At 42.0% G+C, this 22,185-nt stretch carries 8 protein-coding genes; all 8 read right to left on the bottom strand.

Features of this window, described 5'->3' with window-relative positions; genetic code table 11:
- Positions 1 to 191: 191 nt before the first annotated feature.
- The 8 genes from POV27_RS00875 to POV27_RS00840 all read right to left on the bottom strand — a co-directional run bounded on the left by POV27_RS00875 (position 192) and on the right by POV27_RS00840 (position 22,178).
- Positions 192 to 1,181: a PorP/SprF family type IX secretion system membrane protein gene (locus POV27_RS00875; protein ID WP_272860837.1), complete on the bottom strand. Its 990-nt coding sequence runs from the start codon at positions 1,179 to 1,181 to the stop codon at positions 192 to 194.
- Positions 1,182 to 1,224: 43 nt separating this feature from the next.
- The gene (locus POV27_RS00870; protein WP_272860836.1) at positions 1,225 to 10,914 is read right to left on the bottom strand and encodes a T9SS type B sorting domain-containing protein; all 9,690 of its coding nucleotides are present in this window, start codon (positions 10,912 to 10,914) and stop codon (positions 1,225 to 1,227) included.
- A gap of 75 nt (positions 10,915 to 10,989) precedes the next feature.
- The gene (locus POV27_RS00865; protein WP_272860835.1) at positions 10,990 to 13,740 is read right to left on the bottom strand and encodes a PorP/SprF family type IX secretion system membrane protein; all 2,751 of its coding nucleotides are present in this window, start codon (positions 13,738 to 13,740) and stop codon (positions 10,990 to 10,992) included.
- A gap of 1 nt (position 13,741) precedes the next feature.
- Positions 13,742 to 15,208: a T9SS type B sorting domain-containing protein gene (locus POV27_RS00860; RefSeq protein WP_272860834.1), complete on the bottom strand. Its 1,467-nt coding sequence runs from the start codon at positions 15,206 to 15,208 to the stop codon at positions 13,742 to 13,744.
- Between the two features lie 101 nt (positions 15,209 to 15,309).
- Positions 15,310 to 16,614 carry a hypothetical protein gene (locus POV27_RS00855; protein WP_272860833.1) on the bottom strand — a complete coding sequence of 435 codons (1,305 nt, stop codon included), beginning with the start codon at positions 16,612 to 16,614 and terminating at the stop codon, positions 15,310 to 15,312.
- A 170-nt stretch (positions 16,615 to 16,784) separates the two neighbouring features.
- Complete coding sequence (locus POV27_RS00850) at positions 16,785 to 17,240, bottom strand: hypothetical protein (RefSeq protein ID WP_272860832.1); 456 nt, start codon at positions 17,238 to 17,240, stop codon at positions 16,785 to 16,787.
- A 589-nt stretch (positions 17,241 to 17,829) separates the two neighbouring features.
- A complete protein-coding gene (locus POV27_RS00845) occupies positions 17,830 to 21,438 on the bottom strand; it encodes a hypothetical protein (protein WP_272860831.1) in 3,609 nt (1,202 codons plus the stop codon).
- Between the two features lie 41 nt (positions 21,439 to 21,479).
- Positions 21,480 to 22,178, bottom strand: a complete 699-nt coding sequence (locus POV27_RS00840) for a hypothetical protein (RefSeq protein ID WP_272860830.1) — start codon at positions 22,176 to 22,178, stop codon at positions 21,480 to 21,482.
- Positions 22,179 to 22,185 lie beyond the last annotated feature (7 nt).

The raw sequence follows: 22,185 nt of genomic DNA, 5'->3' as shown, positions 1-22,185 counted from the left end.
TCTATCCCATATAAAAAGAAAAAACCGACTGTGCGTATGAACAAAAAATGACAGCCGGTTTTCGAGTAAAGTTTAAAATCTAGGTTAGATTTTAGCCAGTCTTTACTTTTTCAATTTCCATAGTTCCTTTTTAAATTATCGGCACACTCGGCAAACCCTATGAATGCCGAAGTACTTAAATACTATTTTTCTTATTGATACAATTTGTTTCCTTTTCTATACTTTCCTTTGGTACACGGACAAACACTTAAGGATTGGAATAAATCGAACCCAACCGTTAAGGCGTGCGTTCCGGTATTATACGTCGTCAAATCATTAAGTGTAAGCTGGTAGGCATAGGAAACATAGAAAAATGACTTCTTAAGTCCTACCATAGGACCTAAATTGAGGGGAATCATTCCTTGGTCATTCAAAAACCTAAAGGAACCTCCTACCCACCAGAAATCATCATTTCCGTTATACTTTCTGTACTTAAAGTTTAAATCGGTACTAGACCTTCCGTCACTAGCAAATAATTGAACAAAGGTCGAAGGCTCAACTTCGGAATAATTACTCAACTTAAAAATATATCCTGAATAAAACTGGAGGTTGAGCAGTGCATTGGGCTCAAATCCAGTAAAAATATCTTCATCTTTTGGTAAAAGATTGTTTGCATTGGCGCTTAACCAAAACTCCCCTATTCTATACAGCGCCCCTACGTCGAAATTATGATTCGTAGTAGAACGATCGTCGGTCACCCTAGGGTCTATGGTCGGATTTTCATACGTGGTATTAAAATCCTCTATGGCAATCCTGAAATTGTTGACATTATAAGACAACCCAAAGGATAAATACTGTTGGGTTGTTAAGTCCAAGATAAGGTGATGGGCAAAGGAAAGTTTAAATCCATTTTGACGGGTATTACCGTTTCTATCCACATAGGCCGACAGTCCGGCACCCGAACGATTTGCAATCCTAATATCGGTATACAATGCCAAGTTTTGTGGTGCATTTTTTATCCCTACCCATTGTGTTAACCCATTGGCTCTAATTCTAAAATTATCACCAATACCGGCAAATGTGGGAGATACTACAAAATCATTGTCTGCTAAATACTGTGTAAACACAGGTAAGTTAAGTTCTTGGCAGTAGCCTTGCGCAGCTACCATTACTAAGAGTAGGTATTGTAAAACTTTCTTCATAGGGTTAAGTTTTGGGTGACGATTGATTTCATGGGGACTTTCATTATCTGTATAATGTAAAATGGCCTACAAAATCACGTACTTCTCCGGATCTATCGGTTTCAACAATGAACCAATAATCACCAGTTGGTAACTCCGAACCATTATACTTACCATCCCACATCTCACCAGCGCGCAAGGTAGCCACCTTACGTCCGTAGCGATCGTAAATGGAGAATATTAGATTCGGATAATTTGGGGCACATCCTATAGTCCAACCATCTTGTACACCGTCGCCATTTGGTGTAAAGTAATCGGGGATACATATGTCTATAAATTCTCTTTCCACTAAAGCAACGGCCGAACAACCACTGCTATCGGTAACTATCACTTCAAAGGTTCCAGATGCGGTGATCGTAAATACATTGATCCCACCGAAATCTTCTCCATTAAAGGTGTATGTAAATTCTCCGTTTCCACCATTTGCAATGGCCACAATTTCGTTTAGCTCACCTTCTTCTAAGAAAAGCCAAACTGGTGCCACCGCTTGCACATCGAAAAGCTCTGTGATCTTCGTACAACCGTTAGTATGTCTTACGGTAATAAAATTGTCTGTACTTGCCGGTAGATCCGTAAATATATTACTACTTTGGAACGGTCCGTCGTTTAACGAATATTCCAACTGTGTTAAGTCTACGGCCGTTTCATCTACTTCTACGGTAACCACGTTGGTGGATACATTATCGATACATTGCACTTCTACATTAACCCCTGGATCTAAAGCCACGGATTCTGGGAATGTAATGTTCCATTCGGACTCACATCCTAAGCTATCGCGAACATATACAATATGATCTCCTCCCCCAAGGTTATCGAAATCGAACATTGTTTGAGTAGGTCCACCCTGGGTATATTCACCATCAGGATCGTCTAAGCTTACGCTATATGGAAGTGTTCCTCCTTCAACTTCTATACTGAAGAAACCGTCCATATCTCCTTCACAGATTTCAGGAATGGTAGAATCTGGCACTATTCCTAGCAATACTGCTGGTGGCTCCGTAACATTGAAATTGAAGGTTAAGAAACAACCTAACTCATCCTGAACGATGGCATCGTAATTTCCAGGCTCTAGATTTTCGAAAGTTCCAGTTTCAAAATACTGATCCAATCGCGGTGAAATAGCATACAGGTAAATTCCCGATCCGCCTTCGGCCAAGATTTCTAACCTTCCGTTATTTTCACCTTGACAAAGTACATTGGTCACCTCAAAGTCTGCCTGTAATGCAAACTCCGGCTCTGTAATGGTGATATCTTCAGAAGTAGACAAACAATCTCCACTTTCCACCTGCACTATATAAACCCCCACAGGCAACTCTGTAAATGTTCCCGGAGGATCTTGGGTAGCAGCAATTGGGTTTCCGTTGGCATCCTGCAATTCGTACACATAGTTTCCAAGTCCACCTTGTGCAGTAGCGACAATTACTCCTGTATTATCTCCAGCACAGTTAATCTGCGGATTATCTGAAAGTACCTCAACCATCAACTCTGGAAGCGGATCGATGGTAATTTCGTTGGACGCATTGTCCACACATCCATTCACATCTCGCACGTAATAACTGTAAGTTCCCGGAGGTACGGAGAAGGTAACCGAAGTGGTGAAGGATCCTAAGATCACGGCAAAATTCGGTGTTTCACTATATTCATACGTTCCGCCGGTTCCACCAACAGCACTTAGTGTGAGTTGGGCCTCAACCAAACAGGTTGGGGTTGTTTCTGCTACTAGGTTCGAAATGATCGTATCTGGCTCACTAATGATAATAGGTAAAGACACTAAGGAACAATCATAACCGTCTTCAATGGTCACGGTATAGGTACCTGCTCCTAATCCTTCAAATACATTAGACAATTGTGGTCCTGACGTAGAAGGTGTTGGAGAAATAGTGTTTAGGGTATATGTATAATTTCCATTTTGACCACCAGTAACATTTTCTATGGTGATGGACGCGTCCTGATCACCGAAACATGATAAGGTCGTAGTACTTGGAACAAAATCTGCATCTATCGGATCTGGTTCCATTAACACGATAGCAAAGCTCTCGATACATCCATTCGCATCCCTCGCGTTTACAACATAGTTTCCAGCACTTAGGTTTTCGAACACATTGTTGGAAGAATACGGAACTGTAGCATCACCTGTCAACTCATATTCATAAGGAGCGGTTCCACCATCTGCCAATGCAGTGATGATACCCACGTTGTTATTACAGGTAACATTCGATGTTTCTGAAGCATCTAATACCAATGGGGTTGGAGGCGATCCAATGTTCACCACATCCGTATTCGTTGAACAGAATGGTGAATCGGTCTCCACAATTTCTATGGAATAATTTCCAGCCGGCAATCCAGTAATTATCTGTGGATTTGTTGATGTATTGGCCGCAACTGGACCTCCTATGGGTGCTCCCGATCCATCCAGGATTTGGTATGTATATGCGCCACTATATCCGGAAATGGTTAATTCGAGTTCGCCATCGGTGGCACCGAAACAGTCGTTTTCTTGTGTTACGGCCAATGTGGCATCAATCAGATCAAATGGGGGCACTTCAAAGGCATCGGTTAGGAAATAACAGTTGGTATCTAAGTCGTTAACTTGATAGTAGTAAGTTCCCGGCCCAGGGATAGCAAACACGTTAGAAGCTTGCGTAGGACCATCTGGTAATAATTCGTATTCGAAATTTCCAGAACCGCCAGTTACGTTAATAGCAACAGATCCCGTTTGGTTACAATCGATAGGTGTAACTTCTGTAAACGAGGTTGCTGTTATAATAGGTAATGGGTCTATGGTAACAGTATTTGTTGCAATACAATTGTTTGCATCTCTCACATATACGGTAATTACTTGCGTAATTCCAGTATCGATTACTTCGAAGACATTGGTGTCAAAGTAATTCGTTCCATCAATACTATAGTCAAAGTCGGCCGTTCCTCCTGTTTCCGTAATGGTTATGGTAGAGGTAGAAGGAACATTATCTCCAATACAAACAAAGGCAGTAGCTGTTCCTGTTGCTTCAAGCAACAACGGCTCAGCAATTGGAACATCTGCTGTGGCAACACAATCCCTTCCCGATGTTACTTGTACCGTATAGGTTCCTGCAGTAAGTCCAGTGAAAATGTTACTGGTTTGCGGTGGAACTACTATAGGGGCAGTAATTTCGTAAGTATAAACTGGGTTGTCATTCCCTGGAAGTAGATCCACGATAATTTGACCATCGTTACCTGCATTACAGCTTACATCGGTCACTTCCGTATCGAAAGTAACAGGGATAGCGTTCTCTAGGGTCACCGAAATATCTTCTGTACATAAGGTAGTCGTATCGGTCACTGTTACGGTGTACGTCCCTGAAGGAACACCGGAAAATACGTTTCCAGTCAATACAATAGTTGGTGGGTTCGGACTAATACTATACGAATAGCCTCCTGTACCACCCGTAGCAGTGATCGTAATTTCTCCATCGTCGTCATCACAAGTTGGCTGAGCCGTAACTTCTGGAGTCAATCCTAATGGAGGTTCAATATCTAAAGTCACAAGGTTTCCACATCCATTTGCATCTACTACTTCTACAGTATGCGTTCCAGAGGATAGTCCGGAAATCGTGAATGGGAAGGTTTGCGCTTGGAAACCACCTCCATCAATACTAACACTATATGGGGGAATTCCTGCCGTTGTTAAGGTAACATCTATCTCAAATTGCCCTTGCGGAGTAGAACACTGGTTGGCCGTAACAGCATCAATAACTGGTTCTGGGTCCATATCCACTACTTGTACAGGACTGGTAATAATACATTCGAAGGCATCCATTACATGTACATAGTAACTCCCCGCATCTACATTGAATGTACTAGCAGGATCCCAAGAAGGATCTGTTGGAGCAGGTGCTCCCGGAGTGGTTGTAATCTGGTACACATAAGGTGCGGTTCCGTTTTGTGCAATGGCACTCACCACCCCTGAGTTAGGATTACAATTGGCATTTTGATCTACCGAAGCGGTAAGCTCCAATAAAATTGCGGACTCCGTAATGGAGAATGGTGCTGTAGCGACACCACAACCTACATTCGGTCCAGAAGTCTCTTCAATAAGCACATAATAGTTTCCAAAAGGAAGTGGGCCTAAGTCGGAAACGGTCAATGAACCACCTGCTGGCACTACTCCGGTTCCAGAGATTCCCGTGGTAATAAGCGTTAGGGAATCGAAAATTTCATAACTCACGTTCACCGGTGCAGCATAGATACTATTTACCGTGAAAGACACGTCTCCATCGTCGCTACCCGTACAAGTAACATTATCCGAGCTCTCTGCCGAAGTGGTCAAAGTAGAGTTCGTTGGGATCGGTGTAGTCGCAGGTTCAAAATAACTACACATGGTAGATTCGTCATATACAATAAACGTGTAGGTAAGACCCGGCGTTAAGCCAGTAAAGGTAGCCGATTGACTTCCTGGGGCATCTTCAGGTATCCATGATCCTGGCGGATTAGGATATACGGAGATAGGCCCTTGGTATATGGTAAACCAGAACGGTCCGGTACTTCCCAAAATAGAACTTACGGTAACCACAGCTTGTCCTCCGGTTGCGCAATCTACGGTACTCGCTACCGTAATATCGAGATCATCCGGTGGAGATGCAATGAGTACATCTTGGAAGAGTACAGAACATCCGTTGGAATCGACAATATTAATTTCATACAAACCGAAATCGATTACATTAAAGGTAACCGAAGTAGTTCCGGTGGCATTAAACTCGGAAGCAGAATATCCATTAGAACCGGTAACGAAGTAGTTGTACGGTGCTGTACCCCCAACTACACTGTTAATAATAATGGATCCTTGCGAAGTACCTCCTGGGAAACACTGGATATCGATCGTAGTAAAATCTACAACGATCGGATCTGGTTCCGTAATTGTAATGGTCTCTGTATCGGTACAGGAATTTGCATCCGTTAAGGTAATGGTATAGTCCCCAGCGGGTAATCCTGTGGTTTGAGTTCCATAGTCCGTTCCTGTAGTATCGTTAAATACATTGATAAGGAATGGAGGAGTACCTACTGTAGGATCGTAGGAAATATCGATGGCTCCGTTGCTATCGCCATTACATAGAATTGGTTCTGTTTGTGTTACCAAATCAATCACTGGTGGTATCACTGGATTGATAGTTACAATCGGAGAAGTTGCCGTACACCCGGTGGCGTCGGTCACTTCAAATTGATACGTTCCAGGCGTGGCAGTTGAATACGTAAATATTGGGCCTGTTGCTCCTAATGGAGTAAAGCCACCTCCATTAATAGACACTGCGTAGGTATATGCTGCCGTACCCCCGGTAATGGTTCCGGTAATGGCCGCATCTGGAGTTGGAGTACAATCGGGAGAATCAGTCAATACCGCATCTACCAATAGTTCTGGCGCGATTATTTGAGCTGGTAAAGTGACTTCACAACCGAAAGAATCCCTAACCGTAACGACATAGCTACCCGGTCCTAAGTCGGCAAAGACATTGCTACTCTGATAAGGTCCTCCATTAATACTATACTCGTAAGGAGGTTGTCCTGAAGTAGCATCCACAATGATACTTGCATTATCGCCGGAGTCAAAACATAGATCTGACGAGGTACTAATAGTAGCGGTAGGAAGTGTTGGAGTGGTCAAATCGAAAGTATCGGTCGCCACACATCCGCCTGCATCCTCTACTTCAATAGTGTAAGTCCCCGCTTGAGTCAAGTTGGTAAATGTATTGCTTCCCTGTGGAGGCAAGGTCGTGGTGTCCGGTAATGTAAGTGTGTATACATATCCTCCCCAACCACCTGCGGCATTAATCACGGCGCTACCATCGGCCACACAGGTAATAGGTGAAATTTCCAATGCTATGGACAATGGGGTCGTTGGCCCGGCTACATCTGCAGTGGCGGTAGCCTGACAGTTCGTAACAAGATCGGTAACTAAGATAGTGTAACTGCCCGCACCCAATCCATTTAAGGTGATTGGTGATGCTCCTGGTATTGGGGCTCCTCCATTGATGGTATATTCAAAAGTAGTAGTTCCTGAAACAGTAAATTGTACACTTCCGTCGTCCGCACCAAAACAGGTAACATTGCTAATTGTCTGCGCAACAATATCGATGGTTGGTAATGGTGCAACTGCATACGATTCGCTATAGGTACAGTCGTTGGCATCCCTTACTTGGAAGGTATATACGTCTGGCGCTAATCCTGTAAATACATTAGAAGCTTGATATGGAGTAGCTGCAGCAGCTGGAGCAATGATTTGATACTCTAATGGAGCCACGCCACCAGTAGTTCCTGTAATGGTAATATCGACCAGATTAGTTGGACAGGTAAGTGGGGTGTTACTAAACATTAGATCCGTTGGAGGATCCAACGCAGGGATGGTAATATCATTGGTAATAGCGGTACAACCACTGCTATCCATGATGGTCACAGTGTAAGTCCCTGCTGTTAAGCCAGTAAATGTTGGGCTCGATTGAAAGTTAATACCATCAATACTGTAGGTATATGGAGGATCTCCACCTGTTACCGTGGTAACAGTAATGGTTCCGCTCGATGTACAGGTATAGGGTGATGTTAATTCGGCAGTTCCCGAAATCGCCGTTGCGGCGTCAATGGTCACGGTTTGTGGGTCTGATAAACAAACCGAAGGACCAATAGTATATTCTACAACCACATCGTAACTACCCGCAGCAAGTCCCGTGAAAACAGGAGAAGTACTAAAGGTCGCACCCCCATCTATACTGAATTGAAGGGTATGACCATTGGCGTTGATAACGTCTATGGTTATGATTCCGGCATCGCCGTCATCCGCACATTGAATATCTGTAGTTAGTACGTTAAATTCGGGAGGTGGCGTAGCTTCTACTGTAATGGAAGTCTGTGCACTACAGTTATTGGCATCTACCACTGTAATATTGTATACTCCAGGTGCAGTGACCACATATTCTGGAACTGTTTGAAAGACTGTCGAACTATTTATGAAATAGAAATACGGTGGTGTTCCTCCCACTGGATATATAGTAATCTCACCATCGGTACAGGTTAACGGAACCGTGAGGGCCGCCGTAACCGTTAACAAATCAGGTTCGATAATTGTGATGTCCTCTGTATGGGTACATCCATCTTCGGTCTCAACTACCGCAGTATAAGTTCCTGGATTAAGATTTAGGAAAGAATGCGTGTTATCCGTAATGGGTCCTACCGCATTTACCAAAGTGGCTCCCTGATAAAGAGAGAAGAAATACTGTGGTTCGGCATCGTTGGCTGCCAAAAAGATACTTCCTAAATCTCCATTACAAAGCGGTTGCTCAACAATGGAAGAAACAGTAAAGTCGCGTGCTCGAACCAAAACATCGGGTACTGTAAACAAACAAGCTCCTGTAGGCACACCTACTTGCTGAATGTATACTGTATAAATACCTGGAGAGGTTACAGAAAATACGTTACTGGCCTGAAAGTTTATGCCATCCAGACTATATTCGTAATTGGCCGGTACGTTACTAACGGTAATGGTTCCCGGAGTAGTACAGATAATATCGGTTACCGTAACTACTGGATCTAAAACGTTTTGATAGACATTAAAGAAGAACTGATTAAAACATCCCCCTTCGTAGTTAATGGTCAATCTGTATTGACCAGCCGTATTGGCCGTGTAGTCCGGGCCGGTACCTACGATGTTCCAAGTACAGGAATTGTCTTCGTTGGCACAATCGGGATCGGAAACGGGAGGACAGCTAGACTCATCCAGCACTTCCCAAAAGATATCGATGGCACTGGCTATGTCTACATTTAAGTCCCTAAAATCATCTTCCCCACATAAATAGATATTAGGTAATTCCTTTCCGTCGTTCGGACAGATAACCACCTCATCTGCATACGGAATAATGGGGTTGGGTATACTACCCCCAAAGAGGGTTACATCGTATTGCTGAACAATCGATCTACAGGGTGCTGCAGCCGTATTGAAGGAATAATATGTCCCTGTCGCAGTAACCGTGATACTCTGTCCTGTTCCAATAACCGGGGTTCCCGAAATATCGGTAGACCATGAGTAGGCCACATAACCATCGGCAGCAGTTAACGTCAAACTATCACCACACAAGGTTTCATTTTGAACGAATACACAGTCATCCAAATCTGCTAAGAAGTTAGTTGCTTCTGGATTAATTAGACATCCAGCATTTGAGTTGTGACTCGGATCATCGGTAATAATGAATGTAGGATTCAATGTCCCTTGATAGGTAGCAAATGCCTGGTTCTGAATTAAATCGGAACAGGCAGCCGCCAATTGTTGACAGGTATCTACCACCTGAACTTCAATTCTGATTTCGTAGGCGGGATCGTTTTCTTCTACTAGAGAATCATCGATGTCGAAAATAAGTTCCCGTGTTGTCGGATTGTAACTTTGAACGGTCACCCCCGCTGGGAGTACCAAATCAGTTGGGTGATTGTAGATAATATTAATAGGTAGAATATCCCGTATGGTAAAATTGGTCGCATCATCATTTCCTGTATTCTGAAAACCAATCACATAATTCAAATCTTGGCCAAGGCCAACCACTTGTCCACCAATATCATTACCAAACTCATCTTCCACGATCTTTGTGAGGACGATATTGGGTTCAATGATTTCTACGGCCATCGCCATAAAATAGGGGAAATAGGTATCCCCACTGGTAGACACCGTAATCGTTGCCGCCGTAGCGTCGTTAGCAATTACCGTGTTTCCAGGATTCGGTACCACCATTACCCCTGTATCGAACCCGAGTGTATTGGTACTATTGGGGTTCCTATCATTTACTGGGGTTGCATTGAGCTGGGTAACCGAACTATGAAAAAAGTTCGTCGCCGGACGGTCTATCGTAGAAAGGGTACTTCCATTAAGGTTTAGTTGGTCTCCGGTAATTGGCTTATCTCCTTCTAAGGTGGCAAATGCAAAATTTGCTCTTACCGGAGCCGGAGCAGGAACCGTTCTAAAACCTGAAACTGGAATATCTAAACTTGTATTTCCACCGGGTACACTAATAGCGCTAAAACCATCGAAACTTGTAATGGATTTCCCAGGAAGTCTGGGATCTTCATATACAATGAAAAGGGACCAACCAGCCGAATACCCTGTTCCATTATACGGATCGAATGTACTTGTTTCCCCCAAAGCACTCGATATATTGGCTACGGTATACGTACCCAGATTAGCACCAGAACCTAACCCAGTTACGATACTAGTAACATCGGCATAACAGGCGTAGGGAAAGCTATCTCCCCCATCTACCGAAACACCGTTGGCATCGAAAATAACCGTACCGGTAATATCGACATAGCTTCCTCCCGGACCCTGGAACTTTACCGTATCGAAAGGTTCTGTTCCTTTGGTTACAGCACTCCAATAGAGTCCTGCATGAATGATCTGATAACAGCTCGGATCTGCCAACTGTAAGTCGGCACTGGAAGAACTAAAAGTTGTAGGATCACTATCAATGTCAATATACTGCATGTCCACTTGGTGGTTATATGCAGTATTGTCGTTGAAAGGATTGTTGTCTGGCCCTAAAATATTGTTTCCAATGAGTACAATATCTCCTTTGAGATCTTGATCGAATCTAGGGGTGAATGGGACATAGTTTTGAGCGTAGGCTTGTATACCTAAAAATAGAATTATAAGATATACGGGGAATCTTTTAACAGTAGTTTTGTTCATGGTGGCTGGTATTAATGGTTTGCTATCTCCCATATCTTAGGAGAGCCGGGGGCGGCGCACTACTTTCTTACGTCATTATTGATTTTCAATTTTTATTATACTCATCTTTTCGTTGTAAGGCTCATTGCCTTTGTTTCTTAAAGCATTTTCCGCTTCATTAATCGAGGTGAATTTCTTAGCGTAGATGTAATACTCACTCGTATCTACATTGAAGAAGAAATCCACATCCTTGTATCCAGATGAAAGCACCTGTACCAAGAACTTGTCTCGTTTTAACACGTCATTATGTACGGCAAGTACTAAGTAATAGCCGTTTTCTGTATTCTTAACATCCTTAAGAATTTCAATATTACCGCTTCGCTGTTTACCAAAATCGTATTCCTCTAAGGGCAATGGAGTATCACTTGGCGTAACAGTTCGTTTTAAACTGCTCAGCGTATTTCTGTCTTGTTGGTACCTATCCTGATCATTGTCATAGGCAGCACGCTTAATTCTTCGCTTGCGCTCAAAGTCGGTAGCGATGGATATCTGCTCCAAGGAGGATACTAAGAACTCGCGTCTTCGAATCGCTTCTGCCTGCTCCTTCTTCAGCGTAGCAATTTCATTCTGGTAGTAAACATTCGTTTCGTCCCTAGGATCACTAATGGTTCGCTTCCTATCTTCTAATAAGGACTCTAACATGGCGATCTTCTTCTCCTGCCTTAGGATGATCGTATCTAAATCGATCTTTAGAAGCTCAATAGCTTGATTTTCTGCCGTCACACTTTTGAAAGGCTTAGGCTCTACATAAATGTTTTGTTCACTAAGATCATTCTCTTCCTTAAGGTCCTTAAGGTCTTGTTCCTTCACTGCAACCGCGTCCTCTAATTGCTTGATAAGATCCTCCTGTTCCTTTCTGGTTTCCTCAGTTTCCTGTGCCAATTCACTTATGGACCTACCAATAGCATCCTGAGGATTTTTAACGCGTTGCTCTCTCGCCAATCTTTCTGCTTCCAATCTCGCTTGCTCTTCAGCTTCACGCTTGGCTTGCTCTTCTGCTTCTATCCTAGCTTGTTCCTCGGCTTCCAATCGCGCTTGTTCTTCTGCCTCCAATCTTGCTTGTTCTTCAGCTTCTCTTCTGGCTTGCTCCTCCGCTTCACGCTTGGCTTGAGCCTCCGCTTCTAATCTTGCCTGTTCTTCAGCTTCACGTTTGGCTTGTGCTTCGGCTTCTCTTCTCGCCTGCTCCTCAGCTTCACGCTTGGCCTGAGCTTCCGCTTCTAATCTTGCTTGTTCTTCAGCTTCACGCTTGGCCTGTGCCTCGGCCTCTCTTCTAGCCTGCTCCTCAGCTTCACGTTTGGCTTGCGCTTCGGCCTCTCTTCTGGCTTGCTCCTCAGCTTCTCGTTTGGCCTGAGCTTCCGCTTCTAATCTTGCTTGTTCTTCAGCTTCACGTTTGGCCTGTGCCTCGGCTTCTAATCTTGTCCGTTCTTCAGCTTCGCGCTTGGCTTGTGCTTCGGCATCTCTTCTCGCTTGTTCCTCAGCTTCGCGCTTGGCTTGTGCTTCGGCTTCTCTTCTCGCCTGTGCTTCAGCTTCACGCTTGGCTTGTGCTTCGGCTTCTCTTCTCGCCTGTGCTTCAGCTTCACGCTTGGCTTGTGCCTCCGCCTCTCTTCTCGCCTCATCGTCAGCTTCACGTTGTGCTTCGGCCTCGGCATCCAATCGGGCTTGTTCCTCAGCTTCCAATCTTGCTTGTTCTTCGGCAGCAAGTCGGGCCTGTTCTTCGGCCTCTATCCTAGCCTGTTCTTCAGCTTCAAGTTTAGCTTGATCGTCTTCTTTAGGCTCCTGTACCTTGGCAACAGGTTTCTTTGTACTTCTCCTTCTTCTAGGTCTATCGGGATTGAATAGACCCGATAATTCGTCATCCCTACTGTACTTGTAGTAATTATTGTTTTTGAATCTATAGGCAAGGGTAATCTCGTGGGCCGCACCCAGGTTGGTAAGACCTACGATAGGTCTTTCGTAGTTGTATTCCACGGCAATCTGAGGCGTTAAATTAACCCCCAATCCACCTGAGGCTCCGTACATGGTATTGTAACCTACCTGTGCCCATATTCCTTTGGGTACCGTGAGCATAACTGCCCCCGATACTATGGTGTTGTCTTTTTGAAATTCGGATCTGGCCAAAGCAGAGAATCTACTCTGTCCGAAAAAGCCATATCCGCTGAAATATCCCGTGTACATCATATGACCTTGAACACCTTGTTTCGGATTGTCTTCTACCAATCCAGAGGTGTTGAAGTTATAGGTCACTACGTTATTAAGGGAAAGACCAAAATCCATAAAACCGGTCCCGTAATTAATTCCAGGATGTATGGTAAGTAGGAAATTGGATGGAATGTTATTTAGGGCAGGGTCGTCGAAATTTGTGACTACCTTTCCACTGTCCAAACCACTTTGGTAGGCACCCACATTGATTCCAAATGTGATATTACTGTCTTCTTCTGCCTGAATGTTATAGGCGAAATTTAGGATTCCACCAAAAGTCGTGAGCACCCCATAATTTTGTTGGTACACCCCAATTCCTGCACCTATGTTTTCTCTAATACGTCCTGAGTAATTGAAAAAATAGGTAAGAGGGGCGTCTTCCACCTCGACCAATTCCCTTTTGTTGGTTACCGTGATATACTTGTTCTGCTCACGCACGAAGCTAAAGGTAGGTTGTGCGATGAACCTATTGAACATCAGGGAGTTTCTAGCAGGTATGTCTAGGGCAACCACACCATCCCCGTCCTGCGAATAAACTGTTGTCGCAAAACAGAAAAATAGAATGATATAGATGGTTAATGTTCTCACGTCATTTTACGATGGTTATAGAACCTTTTTTAGGGTCCTGGCCCTCGGGAATGATCATGTAATAGTAGATTTGGTTAACACTATTAAGGGTGAGCTGATCTTGGGGCCAATCATTCAAATATTCTTTGGTGCTCAATACGGTTTCTCCTCTGCTTGAAATAATAATAACCTCTGTATTTGTACCACTTACGTAAGAGACGGGAATAATCCAAGTATCATTAATTCCATCTCCGTTTGGGCTTATTAGGTTAGGGATATTACTCACTTCAGGAAAAGGGTTTATAAATTCATCCACCTGAAAGGTGTGTTCTCTAGTAATTACGCAATCGCCGGTTTGTGTAATGGCAACGCGATACGCTCCAAATTCGGTAACGCTAAATGTGCTTTGGGAAGCTCCTGGAATAGCTTCCTCGTTGAGAAACCATTCGAAAACGGGACTTGTCGCATCTGTTGTAACCGTCACAAAAAGCGTATCGCCTTCTTCAAGCATATTTAAGTCGGGTACATCGATGCTGCTAGTGAAATCTCCTGCATCCAATTCTATGGTTCCAGTGGCTTCACAGCTTCCAAAATTTACGACTACAGAATACGAACCGGAAACATCTGTTACATACGTTTGTCCTGTCGCACCGGGAATTGGAGAACCTGCTAGGAACCACTGATAGCTATTTCCTGGAACGGTACTCAATTCGGTGGGACCTTCTTCTGCACAAAAGGGATTCCCTAAGCTGGATATAATCGGCGCAGACACTTCGTCCTGTCCGGTTGCTTCGGTCACGGTAACCCGATTGGAAAATGAATCTGACGTACAGGTTCCATAATTGGTCTCTACGAAGTAAACACCGGGTTGGGTAACCGATAGCGTTTCTGTTTGGGCTACCAAAACAGAGGAAGTAGGACCTGTTTCCTTGAACCAATTAAAGGTAAGGGACGGGTAATTTAAAGGTGAATCGTTCTGACCTTCTCCAGGGTTGTCTATGGTAAGGAGGTAACTCCCCCCAGGACAAAAACTGGCTTCAGGATCCAAATTGTTAATGGTAAAGGGGCTATCCTGTATTTTGTAATAAGCAGGAAAACTATCTGAAGGTGTACTCGTAGCTTCTGGCTGGGTACTGCGTATCCTTACCTTGTACCCTTCGCCTCCAGTGGTTGTTGGAATCGAAAAGTTTGCCGTGGCTGGGGAAGTACTTATATCTCCCGGATTGGACGTGTATACGACTACGGGTTCGGAAAAATCACCTTCGGCATCGGACATTTCAACGATAAACTGATTGGATGGATTTACTCCAGATTCTGGGTTGAATACAAAGTTTACCGCATACGTATTAAAGTCTTCGTTGGCGCATGCCTGGGTAAACTGGAGATCCGGAGTTCCAATAACAATCTGCCCGTTGATCTTTCCAATGTGCGAAGCCATGAAAAAGCCAATTAGGAGCGATAAGAATTTTAGAAAAGTAGTTTTTTCCATCCAGATGTTTTTTGCTGTTTATAACCAATAAGGTAGCTAACAGTACATCTAGAAAGAGATCCAGATATACTAGTTAAAAAATCTTTTGATGTATGCTTTTCTTATTTTTCAGGAATACTACTCGCAATGATTTTGTTGATTCTCAGTCTGAAATCTGGGTCGCTCATATTCTTAACATTGATAAATGTTTCAGAATCTGATCCGTGAGAGTACACATTACCAAAGGCACTGTTGCCGTACCAATTCTCTAGGTCTTCGTTGTTGGGTACGTTTTCGGTGAAAATATTTCCTTTACAGTTGTTGAAATACATATTGGTGAATCGCATCTTGCTAAGATTTTCGTTGTTAACGAAGATCTTGTTATCCAATACAACTGCTGGATTGAAACCAGAGAAAATACTTTTATCCACTAAGAACGACGTTCCCTCCTTAACATACATAGCTTCGTGTACAAGCCCTACATTGGTATCGGCCTCCAAGTTGTCACTTAAGACCATAAGAGTAAGGTTCTCTGCATAGAGATAAGTACCTTTTTTCGTAGGATCCACTTCGCTCTTCTCTTCATAAGAAGCCAAGTAAACACTACTTGCTTTTCCTGAGGTAGTATGGTAGGGTGACTTTACCGCCAACGAATTCGTTAGTAGCGCTTGCGCCCCATAGTTGAATATGAAGTCATTTCTTTTTGCTCTAAAAGAAACCAATTGGAACATGATGGCATTTCCACCTAGCACATAGAAGGAACCTCCTTCACTGTAGGATACCATAATATTTTCGATCACAGTTCCGTCGCCAACTCCAGCCAACGTTAAACCGTTGAAATAACCATGATCTTTGGTTCTTTTACCAGCATATTCGATTCTTACGTACTTCATCACTCCAGAATTACTTTCTGGGTTCTGACCTCCATAACGCAGTAGACCTGCAGATGGAGCTCTCATTCCATAATCGAAATCCCAAGTTTCGCCAACCTTGTTCACAGGGGCATCTCCCAGAAGAACGATTCCTCCCCAATCACCTTTTTTCTTCACGCCTCTGTTGGATGAAAAGATAATAGGATCAGTTTGGGTACCTTCGGCCATGATTTTGGAACCATTGCTGATAACCAATGACGCTTTCGACTTGTAGTCGGCAAGGATCACTGTACCAGGTTCGATGGAAAGTGTGGTACTGTCTGTCACAAATACGTCTCCAAGCAGAAGATAAGTTTCTTTCTTCATTAGCTTGGTGTCCTTCGAAATTGTTCCGGAAAGAATTTGTGTAGGTTCGGGGTATTGCTTGGACTTCGAATTAAATTCGGTCCAGATGCTCAGCCAATTTTCATTACCGTAAATCCCTTTCTCCTGCTGCGAAAAACACAGAAGAGGTAATAGTAGTAATAAAAATATTGTAGGGTAGTTTTTGTTCATACGCTTTCGTTTGTGTTAAATACTTCATAAAGAAGATTATAAATATACTGCAAATTCCACGAAATGCAAATAATATCGATGAAATACACGAAATTTAACAAAGAATCCTCTTAAACGTAGGAATTTGTGCCTCAGAAGGTTGTTAAAATTCGCCGAGTATATTCACTTCATTAATTGAAGTCTTCGTACGTGTGCAATGCCTTGAGAGTTTCTTCGTAGAAGAGGATAGCCGCAATCAAATTACTCTTATCCGAATAAGGCAATACAATTTTCTGAAACTTTAGAGTGTTCTGAAAATAGGTGGTCGTCGCATTTGTATTCTCCTGAAGTGCAATACGGTTTTCTTTGGTATCTGGAATACCTAAGGAACTCATGGTAACACCCGGTTTTGTTGCGAATGCGATGTTAGGAAGGATCTTGATAATTACTTCTATACGTTTATTGTACAACTGCAACAAGTGACCTTTACGCATTCTTTCAAGTTCCTCACGTTCGTGATACTTGTTGATCGCTACATCACCTGTGATGATGGAAGGCTGTCCACCTGAATTGGTCTGAGCAAAAGCAAAAGTTGTACATAGCAAAAGCACAACAGTAAGTAGGTTAAATTTAGATTTTAAAGTCATAACAACTAGATTTAAAGGTTCGGGGGCAATAAGTTTTGCTCCCCAATTCTACAATTAAATCCCATAAAATGCAAATTTCATCGATAAAATGCATTTTTTGGAGGTTTCAATCGCCGCAAAGGCCCGAAAAATGCAGAAGTGCGGAGCTGCTGAAAAAAAAGCTATTGCCTAAAAAACATATATTTAATTTGTAAGATTAAGACTACAAAGATATAATATTTAAGTAAGACGGCAGTAGTATTTTAGTAATGATTAAAGATAAGATTATCAATTTGTTCAAAATGCAATCATGAACAAAAGCTTTAGGGAAATGACATTATTACTTTGAGGTATAGCGGATAGGAGATATTTATTCAGTAGTTCGGCGACTCATAATTTGTGCTTAAGCCCTAATTTTTTCGCCAGTCCATCCATTAAAGTGTCCCATCAAGCTTTCTGAAAATAACACCCTTTGCCCAACGGACACCTAATTGAGTCTTTGCATCCTATTACCTCATACTGCGACAGGAAAGACAACAAAACAACCAAGGACCGACACCGAACCTTCAGTTACTCCTTGTTTCGGGAATATTAGTACTTCTTCCGTTTCTCAATTTCCGAAATTGTATTCGTTCTTGTTCAAGACATTACCTTCGGCATCGGTTGTGTAATCCAACCTTCCGAAGGAATCATAATAATAGAAAAACTCATCCTGTCTTGCATCCACTGTATTGATAGCCCTCCCATTCTCATTGTAAAATGTTAAAGTAATTAAAGCATTGGGCAAATTAGCATACAGGTTCATTAGTTCCGTTTTAAGCTCTGGTGTCGACAAATTCTGCAATTCTGAAAAGGATATATTCAATGCACCCATCACTTCAGCAAATGTGCTATTAAGCACTTTGGCTACCGAATATCGGTTATTATACCCCAGGAGGTTTACCGTAGAAACTGCATCATTACTGGATTCTTCTACAATACCCCTATTATTTACACGAAGGATCTCCGTCACCAAACGTAAATTATTCTCGTCTGGGCCTCCGTAAACTTTGTAAGGCGTAAGATGTCCGGTAAGGTTCTGCCAATCGATACGAGAAACTTTCCTCACCGAATTATCGATTTTACGTATTCTTTTGGTAATCGCATCCAATTTATTGAGATTCTCGAAAGCATTAGATGTCTCATAGGCATATTCTATTAGCTCTTCTTCAATCTGTCCTTTGCTATTAGTTTTCCTTGTACTTTGAAGAAGTCCTTTATTGTTGTATTCAAATTGTTCAATATTCACCAAAGAAGTGGTGCCCGTTCCATTCGTGAAAAAGGAACTTGATGTTTTTTTCGTTGGGAGGAGATGGCTTCCTATATATATGGCTTCTCCATTGGAATTATCATAACTAACATCGGTGTTCAATGTATATTGGGTTTCACTTTCACTCACGGTAACGTCTAATCTATCTTTTATCACCGTTCTTTCATTTAACCCCACCAATCTAATATCCTGAGCTCCATCATTGTAATAATAGTAGGTTTTCCCTAGACTGGAACTCCCATCCCCTCGGTTCTCAACGATGGTTTCCCCATAGTATGTGCTATTGTTGGGAAGGGAATTTGGGGCATTAAAGTCATAGGCATATACAACGCTCTGGCCGTTGCCATTATCCACATCTATGGAAGCAACCACAATATCGTATACATCCTGATTCATTTCATTTTCATACAGATGATACAGATTTTGAAAATAACTGCTTTGATCCAATCTTTGAATAAACAATGCCGAATTGGAAAGGCCCGTATACGTATAAGTGGGAGGTGAAAAATCATTCCAAACTGCAGAAGCCCGACTATTGGGTAACTCCATCTGCGCCATATCTCCATTTTTCTTTATGTAAAAATACCATGACTTGTCCTCGACCCCATCGAGATCATTAGGCCTATCTACCAGTTTTTGCATTATAATCTTATCGTAGGACGAGAATCCTGTGTACTGGAAAAAATCATCATCGAACGTACTCGTATCGTACTGGGATACAAAACTAAAATTGTTATCATCGTCTTCGAAAATAGAGTTTCCAATAAATCTATAATCCTCGAGCTCGTATATAAAGCGCAAATCGAACTTCCCATCTATATCTGTCATATGGTATTCTGTAACAATATCCGTATTAGGGTCATAGGTTCTTTGCCACGCCGTATTATAATATCTCTGATCCGCATATACATAATCACTTTCGGCATGAAAAAGTTTGTTCACGCCATAGGATTTACGAATCATATTACTGCCCGTACCACTATATTGCCAATTAACCCCACTAAAGAAACGTGGAGTAGTACCATGGTATGCCCTGTTATGGATGAAATCGTCGCGAAATAAGTTTTTAGACAATGTAATGTCTTCCATTACAAAATTGATGTCATATATAGTATTGGTCCCCGTACTAGAAGGAGGCGGAAAGGTCTCCAACTTAAAGGAGTTGTCCATTTCCTTACTTAGAATATAATGGTTCGTGGTTCTTCCAATCCCATCAATTACGTTTGTATGAAAATTTGGGTGGCCCAAGGAGGTAGAAAACCAAATTTGGTTCCCCTGTTCACCATAGGTATTGATGTCACTGTGATCCACTCCTTCTCCATCGACGGCAAAAGGAATACCAACAGATTTAATCCATTTTTTCCCATCGTAATAAATAGGATATATTTTATCCTTAATGTACAATAGGAAATCGTCATACTTTAACAATCCATTGCCCCCATCGTCCAGAGGGATAATAGTCTCCGAATAGCTATACCCATCTGCATCTTTCGACCATAGATGTAGCTCATCTGCATCCGCATCCTGAAATCCAAAATAGGTGTTTTCGTAAAACATGGAATCATCGCCATTTATTTCTGTAACACGCCAATACTGCCCATCCCAATCCATTAATTTTATATCGCTACCGGTCTTGACGAATATGGAATTGTCGTTTAAATACTTACTTTTTAACTTAACACTATTGTCGTATTGGTAATCTGGATGATATCTGTTTTCCGAATTGGTATATAACAATTTGTTCTGATAGGAATAGGTTATTACCGACCCCATGGAATTAATTGTCTTGTGCAGTGCTCCTTGAAAATCCCCGGAAGTATGATATTCGAAGATTTGTGGCCTTAGGGATTCATTTGCCGAGTTCAGCGTTGTGATTTTCGTAAGATATCGTTTCGCCATAAGACCAGTACCAAATATACCGTAATCGAAATCATACTTAAGCACCAAATTGTTGTTCCTGTTTTTTAACTGAACGTCATCTATATATCGGGTCTGATAGTATTCCTGATAGGCATCCGGTTCGTTTATTTCCGTATGCGGCTCGTAGTATTCTTTTACAGAAGCGTTATTTGTCTTTTCTGCATAATTGATTTCTATCGTATTTCCGTTTGTAGCTTCCACACTTACCAAGTAGGAAGCTTCGGTATGCTTTGGTCCCATATTATCAGGCTGTACTGCCCGATCTACAGTTTCATAATACAATTGTATTTCATTATTCCATTGATCCCAAATCTTTGACAAATTCCATGCAATGGATTGAGTGGTTCCTCCCGTATCTTTCGAATCTCCAATCCAATTATTCCACCTAATAATGTTTTCGTTGGCATTATTATCCACATTTGGGTCCGAGTCTCCATAATAATAGACTACGCCATCATCCTTGGTAATTCTCCAATAATTCGAATTCTTAAAATAATGGACATTCCAATTGGGCAGGTTCTCTATTTTGAACTCATAGAAACTGGTGCCCGTCTTTTTCACACAAATCATTTTTTGAAGGGCTCCATTCTCCATTAAATAAAAGTCATCATCATCACGATAACCTGTCTGTTTATTATCGCATACGATTCGCGAACTACTAAGTTCCCAACCCAATCCAACGATTCCCGTTGGCCTTTTCTTGTTCGTGTATAAAGCATTCTTCAATCCTTGTTCTCCACTATAGATCAAGTTTAAGCCCACACCAACCCCATTTGATGACACACTGGCGACCGGAATCTTAAAATTAACTTTACCCCGATTAAGATTTAGGTTTTCTGTCGAGACGTCATCTATAGAAACATCTGCGGCATTATATGAAGGAATTTCATGATCTTCTGTTTGCGAAAAAGAACCCCATGGTAAACAGATTAAAATGACCACCGAAAGGATGGCTCTTATTCTTGTATTATATGAAAAATGTTTGTGCATGATCTTGTAATTTGACAGTTTGCTTTTACTATTTGGACCCTTTATTCTTTTAAAAGATTCTCTATTTCCGATACACTATTCAGTTGTTTCAGATTTATGGAAGTTTCTACAAGCTCGAAAGGATCGTGATAGGCTTTGTATAAATTCCAGTCATCATCGACGCACAGGTAGTCTCCGTTATTGAAATACTTGATTGTTCTTAACTTTGTCTGAAAGGCGTCCAGAACAAAGGAATCCTCTGTATCCAGAAAATTAAAAAGGTCCTTATTTAGAGTCTCTTTTAAGTTACGCTTAAAAAGGTCGTGTTCTTCATTGGTAAAAATTTTGGCCCGAACTTTTTGGACATCGATATCTTTAATTTTTAGGGTTTCCAATGTCTTTTCCGAGTTTAAATTATAACTGGTTAAGATTCCTTTAGTTAAAAAATAAAGCTCTGCATGTAACTTGTCTCCATCTTCAGATTCTAAAACAATATTCGAAACAATCCGAGAAGGAAAATCCACGTCTGTTTTTTCAAGGCTTTCAAATCCCTTTTCTTCGAAAGAAAAGGAAAACCAATGATCCCCCAATCGGGTATTCCTGTACTTGCTTAGCAATACATTCTTATCTATGGTATCTACAATAAAGTGATACGATTTGGGCAAAGCCAAAAGTATCTTTTTAAGGTTTTCCAGATCGGTATCCGTTACCTCCCAATACTTTTTCTTTTCTATTTTCTTTTTCTTAAAAAAACCAAACATATTTATC

The organism is Aureisphaera galaxeae (genome assembly GCF_028561275.1).
Lineage (GTDB): Bacteria > Bacteroidota > Bacteroidia > Flavobacteriales > Flavobacteriaceae > Aureisphaera > Aureisphaera galaxeae.
Note: the sequence above shows the minus strand (reverse complement) of the source record. Positions and strands in the feature narration are given on the sequence as shown.

Bases quoted from the DNA above. Each gene is read 5' to 3' on its own strand.
- POV27_RS00855 (WP_272860833.1), bottom strand. From the start codon at position 16,614: ATGAACAAAAACTACCCTACAATATTTTTATTACTACTATTACCTCTT.
- POV27_RS00870 (WP_272860836.1), bottom strand. From the start codon at position 10,914: ATGAACAAAACTACTGTTAAAAGATTCCCCGTATATCTTATAATTCTA.
- POV27_RS00840 (WP_272860830.1), bottom strand. From the start codon at position 22,178: ATGTTTGGTTTTTTTAAGAAAAAGAAAATAGAAAAGAAAAAGTATTGG.
- POV27_RS00850 (WP_272860832.1), bottom strand. From the start codon at position 17,240: ATGACTTTAAAATCTAAATTTAACCTACTTACTGTTGTGCTTTTGCTA.
- POV27_RS00845 (WP_272860831.1), bottom strand. From the start codon at position 21,438: ATGCACAAACATTTTTCATATAATACAAGAATAAGAGCCATCCTTTCG.
- POV27_RS00875 (WP_272860837.1), bottom strand. From the start codon at position 1,181: ATGAAGAAAGTTTTACAATACCTACTCTTAGTAATGGTAGCTGCGCAA.
- POV27_RS00860 (WP_272860834.1), bottom strand. From the start codon at position 15,208: ATGGAAAAAACTACTTTTCTAAAATTCTTATCGCTCCTAATTGGCTTT.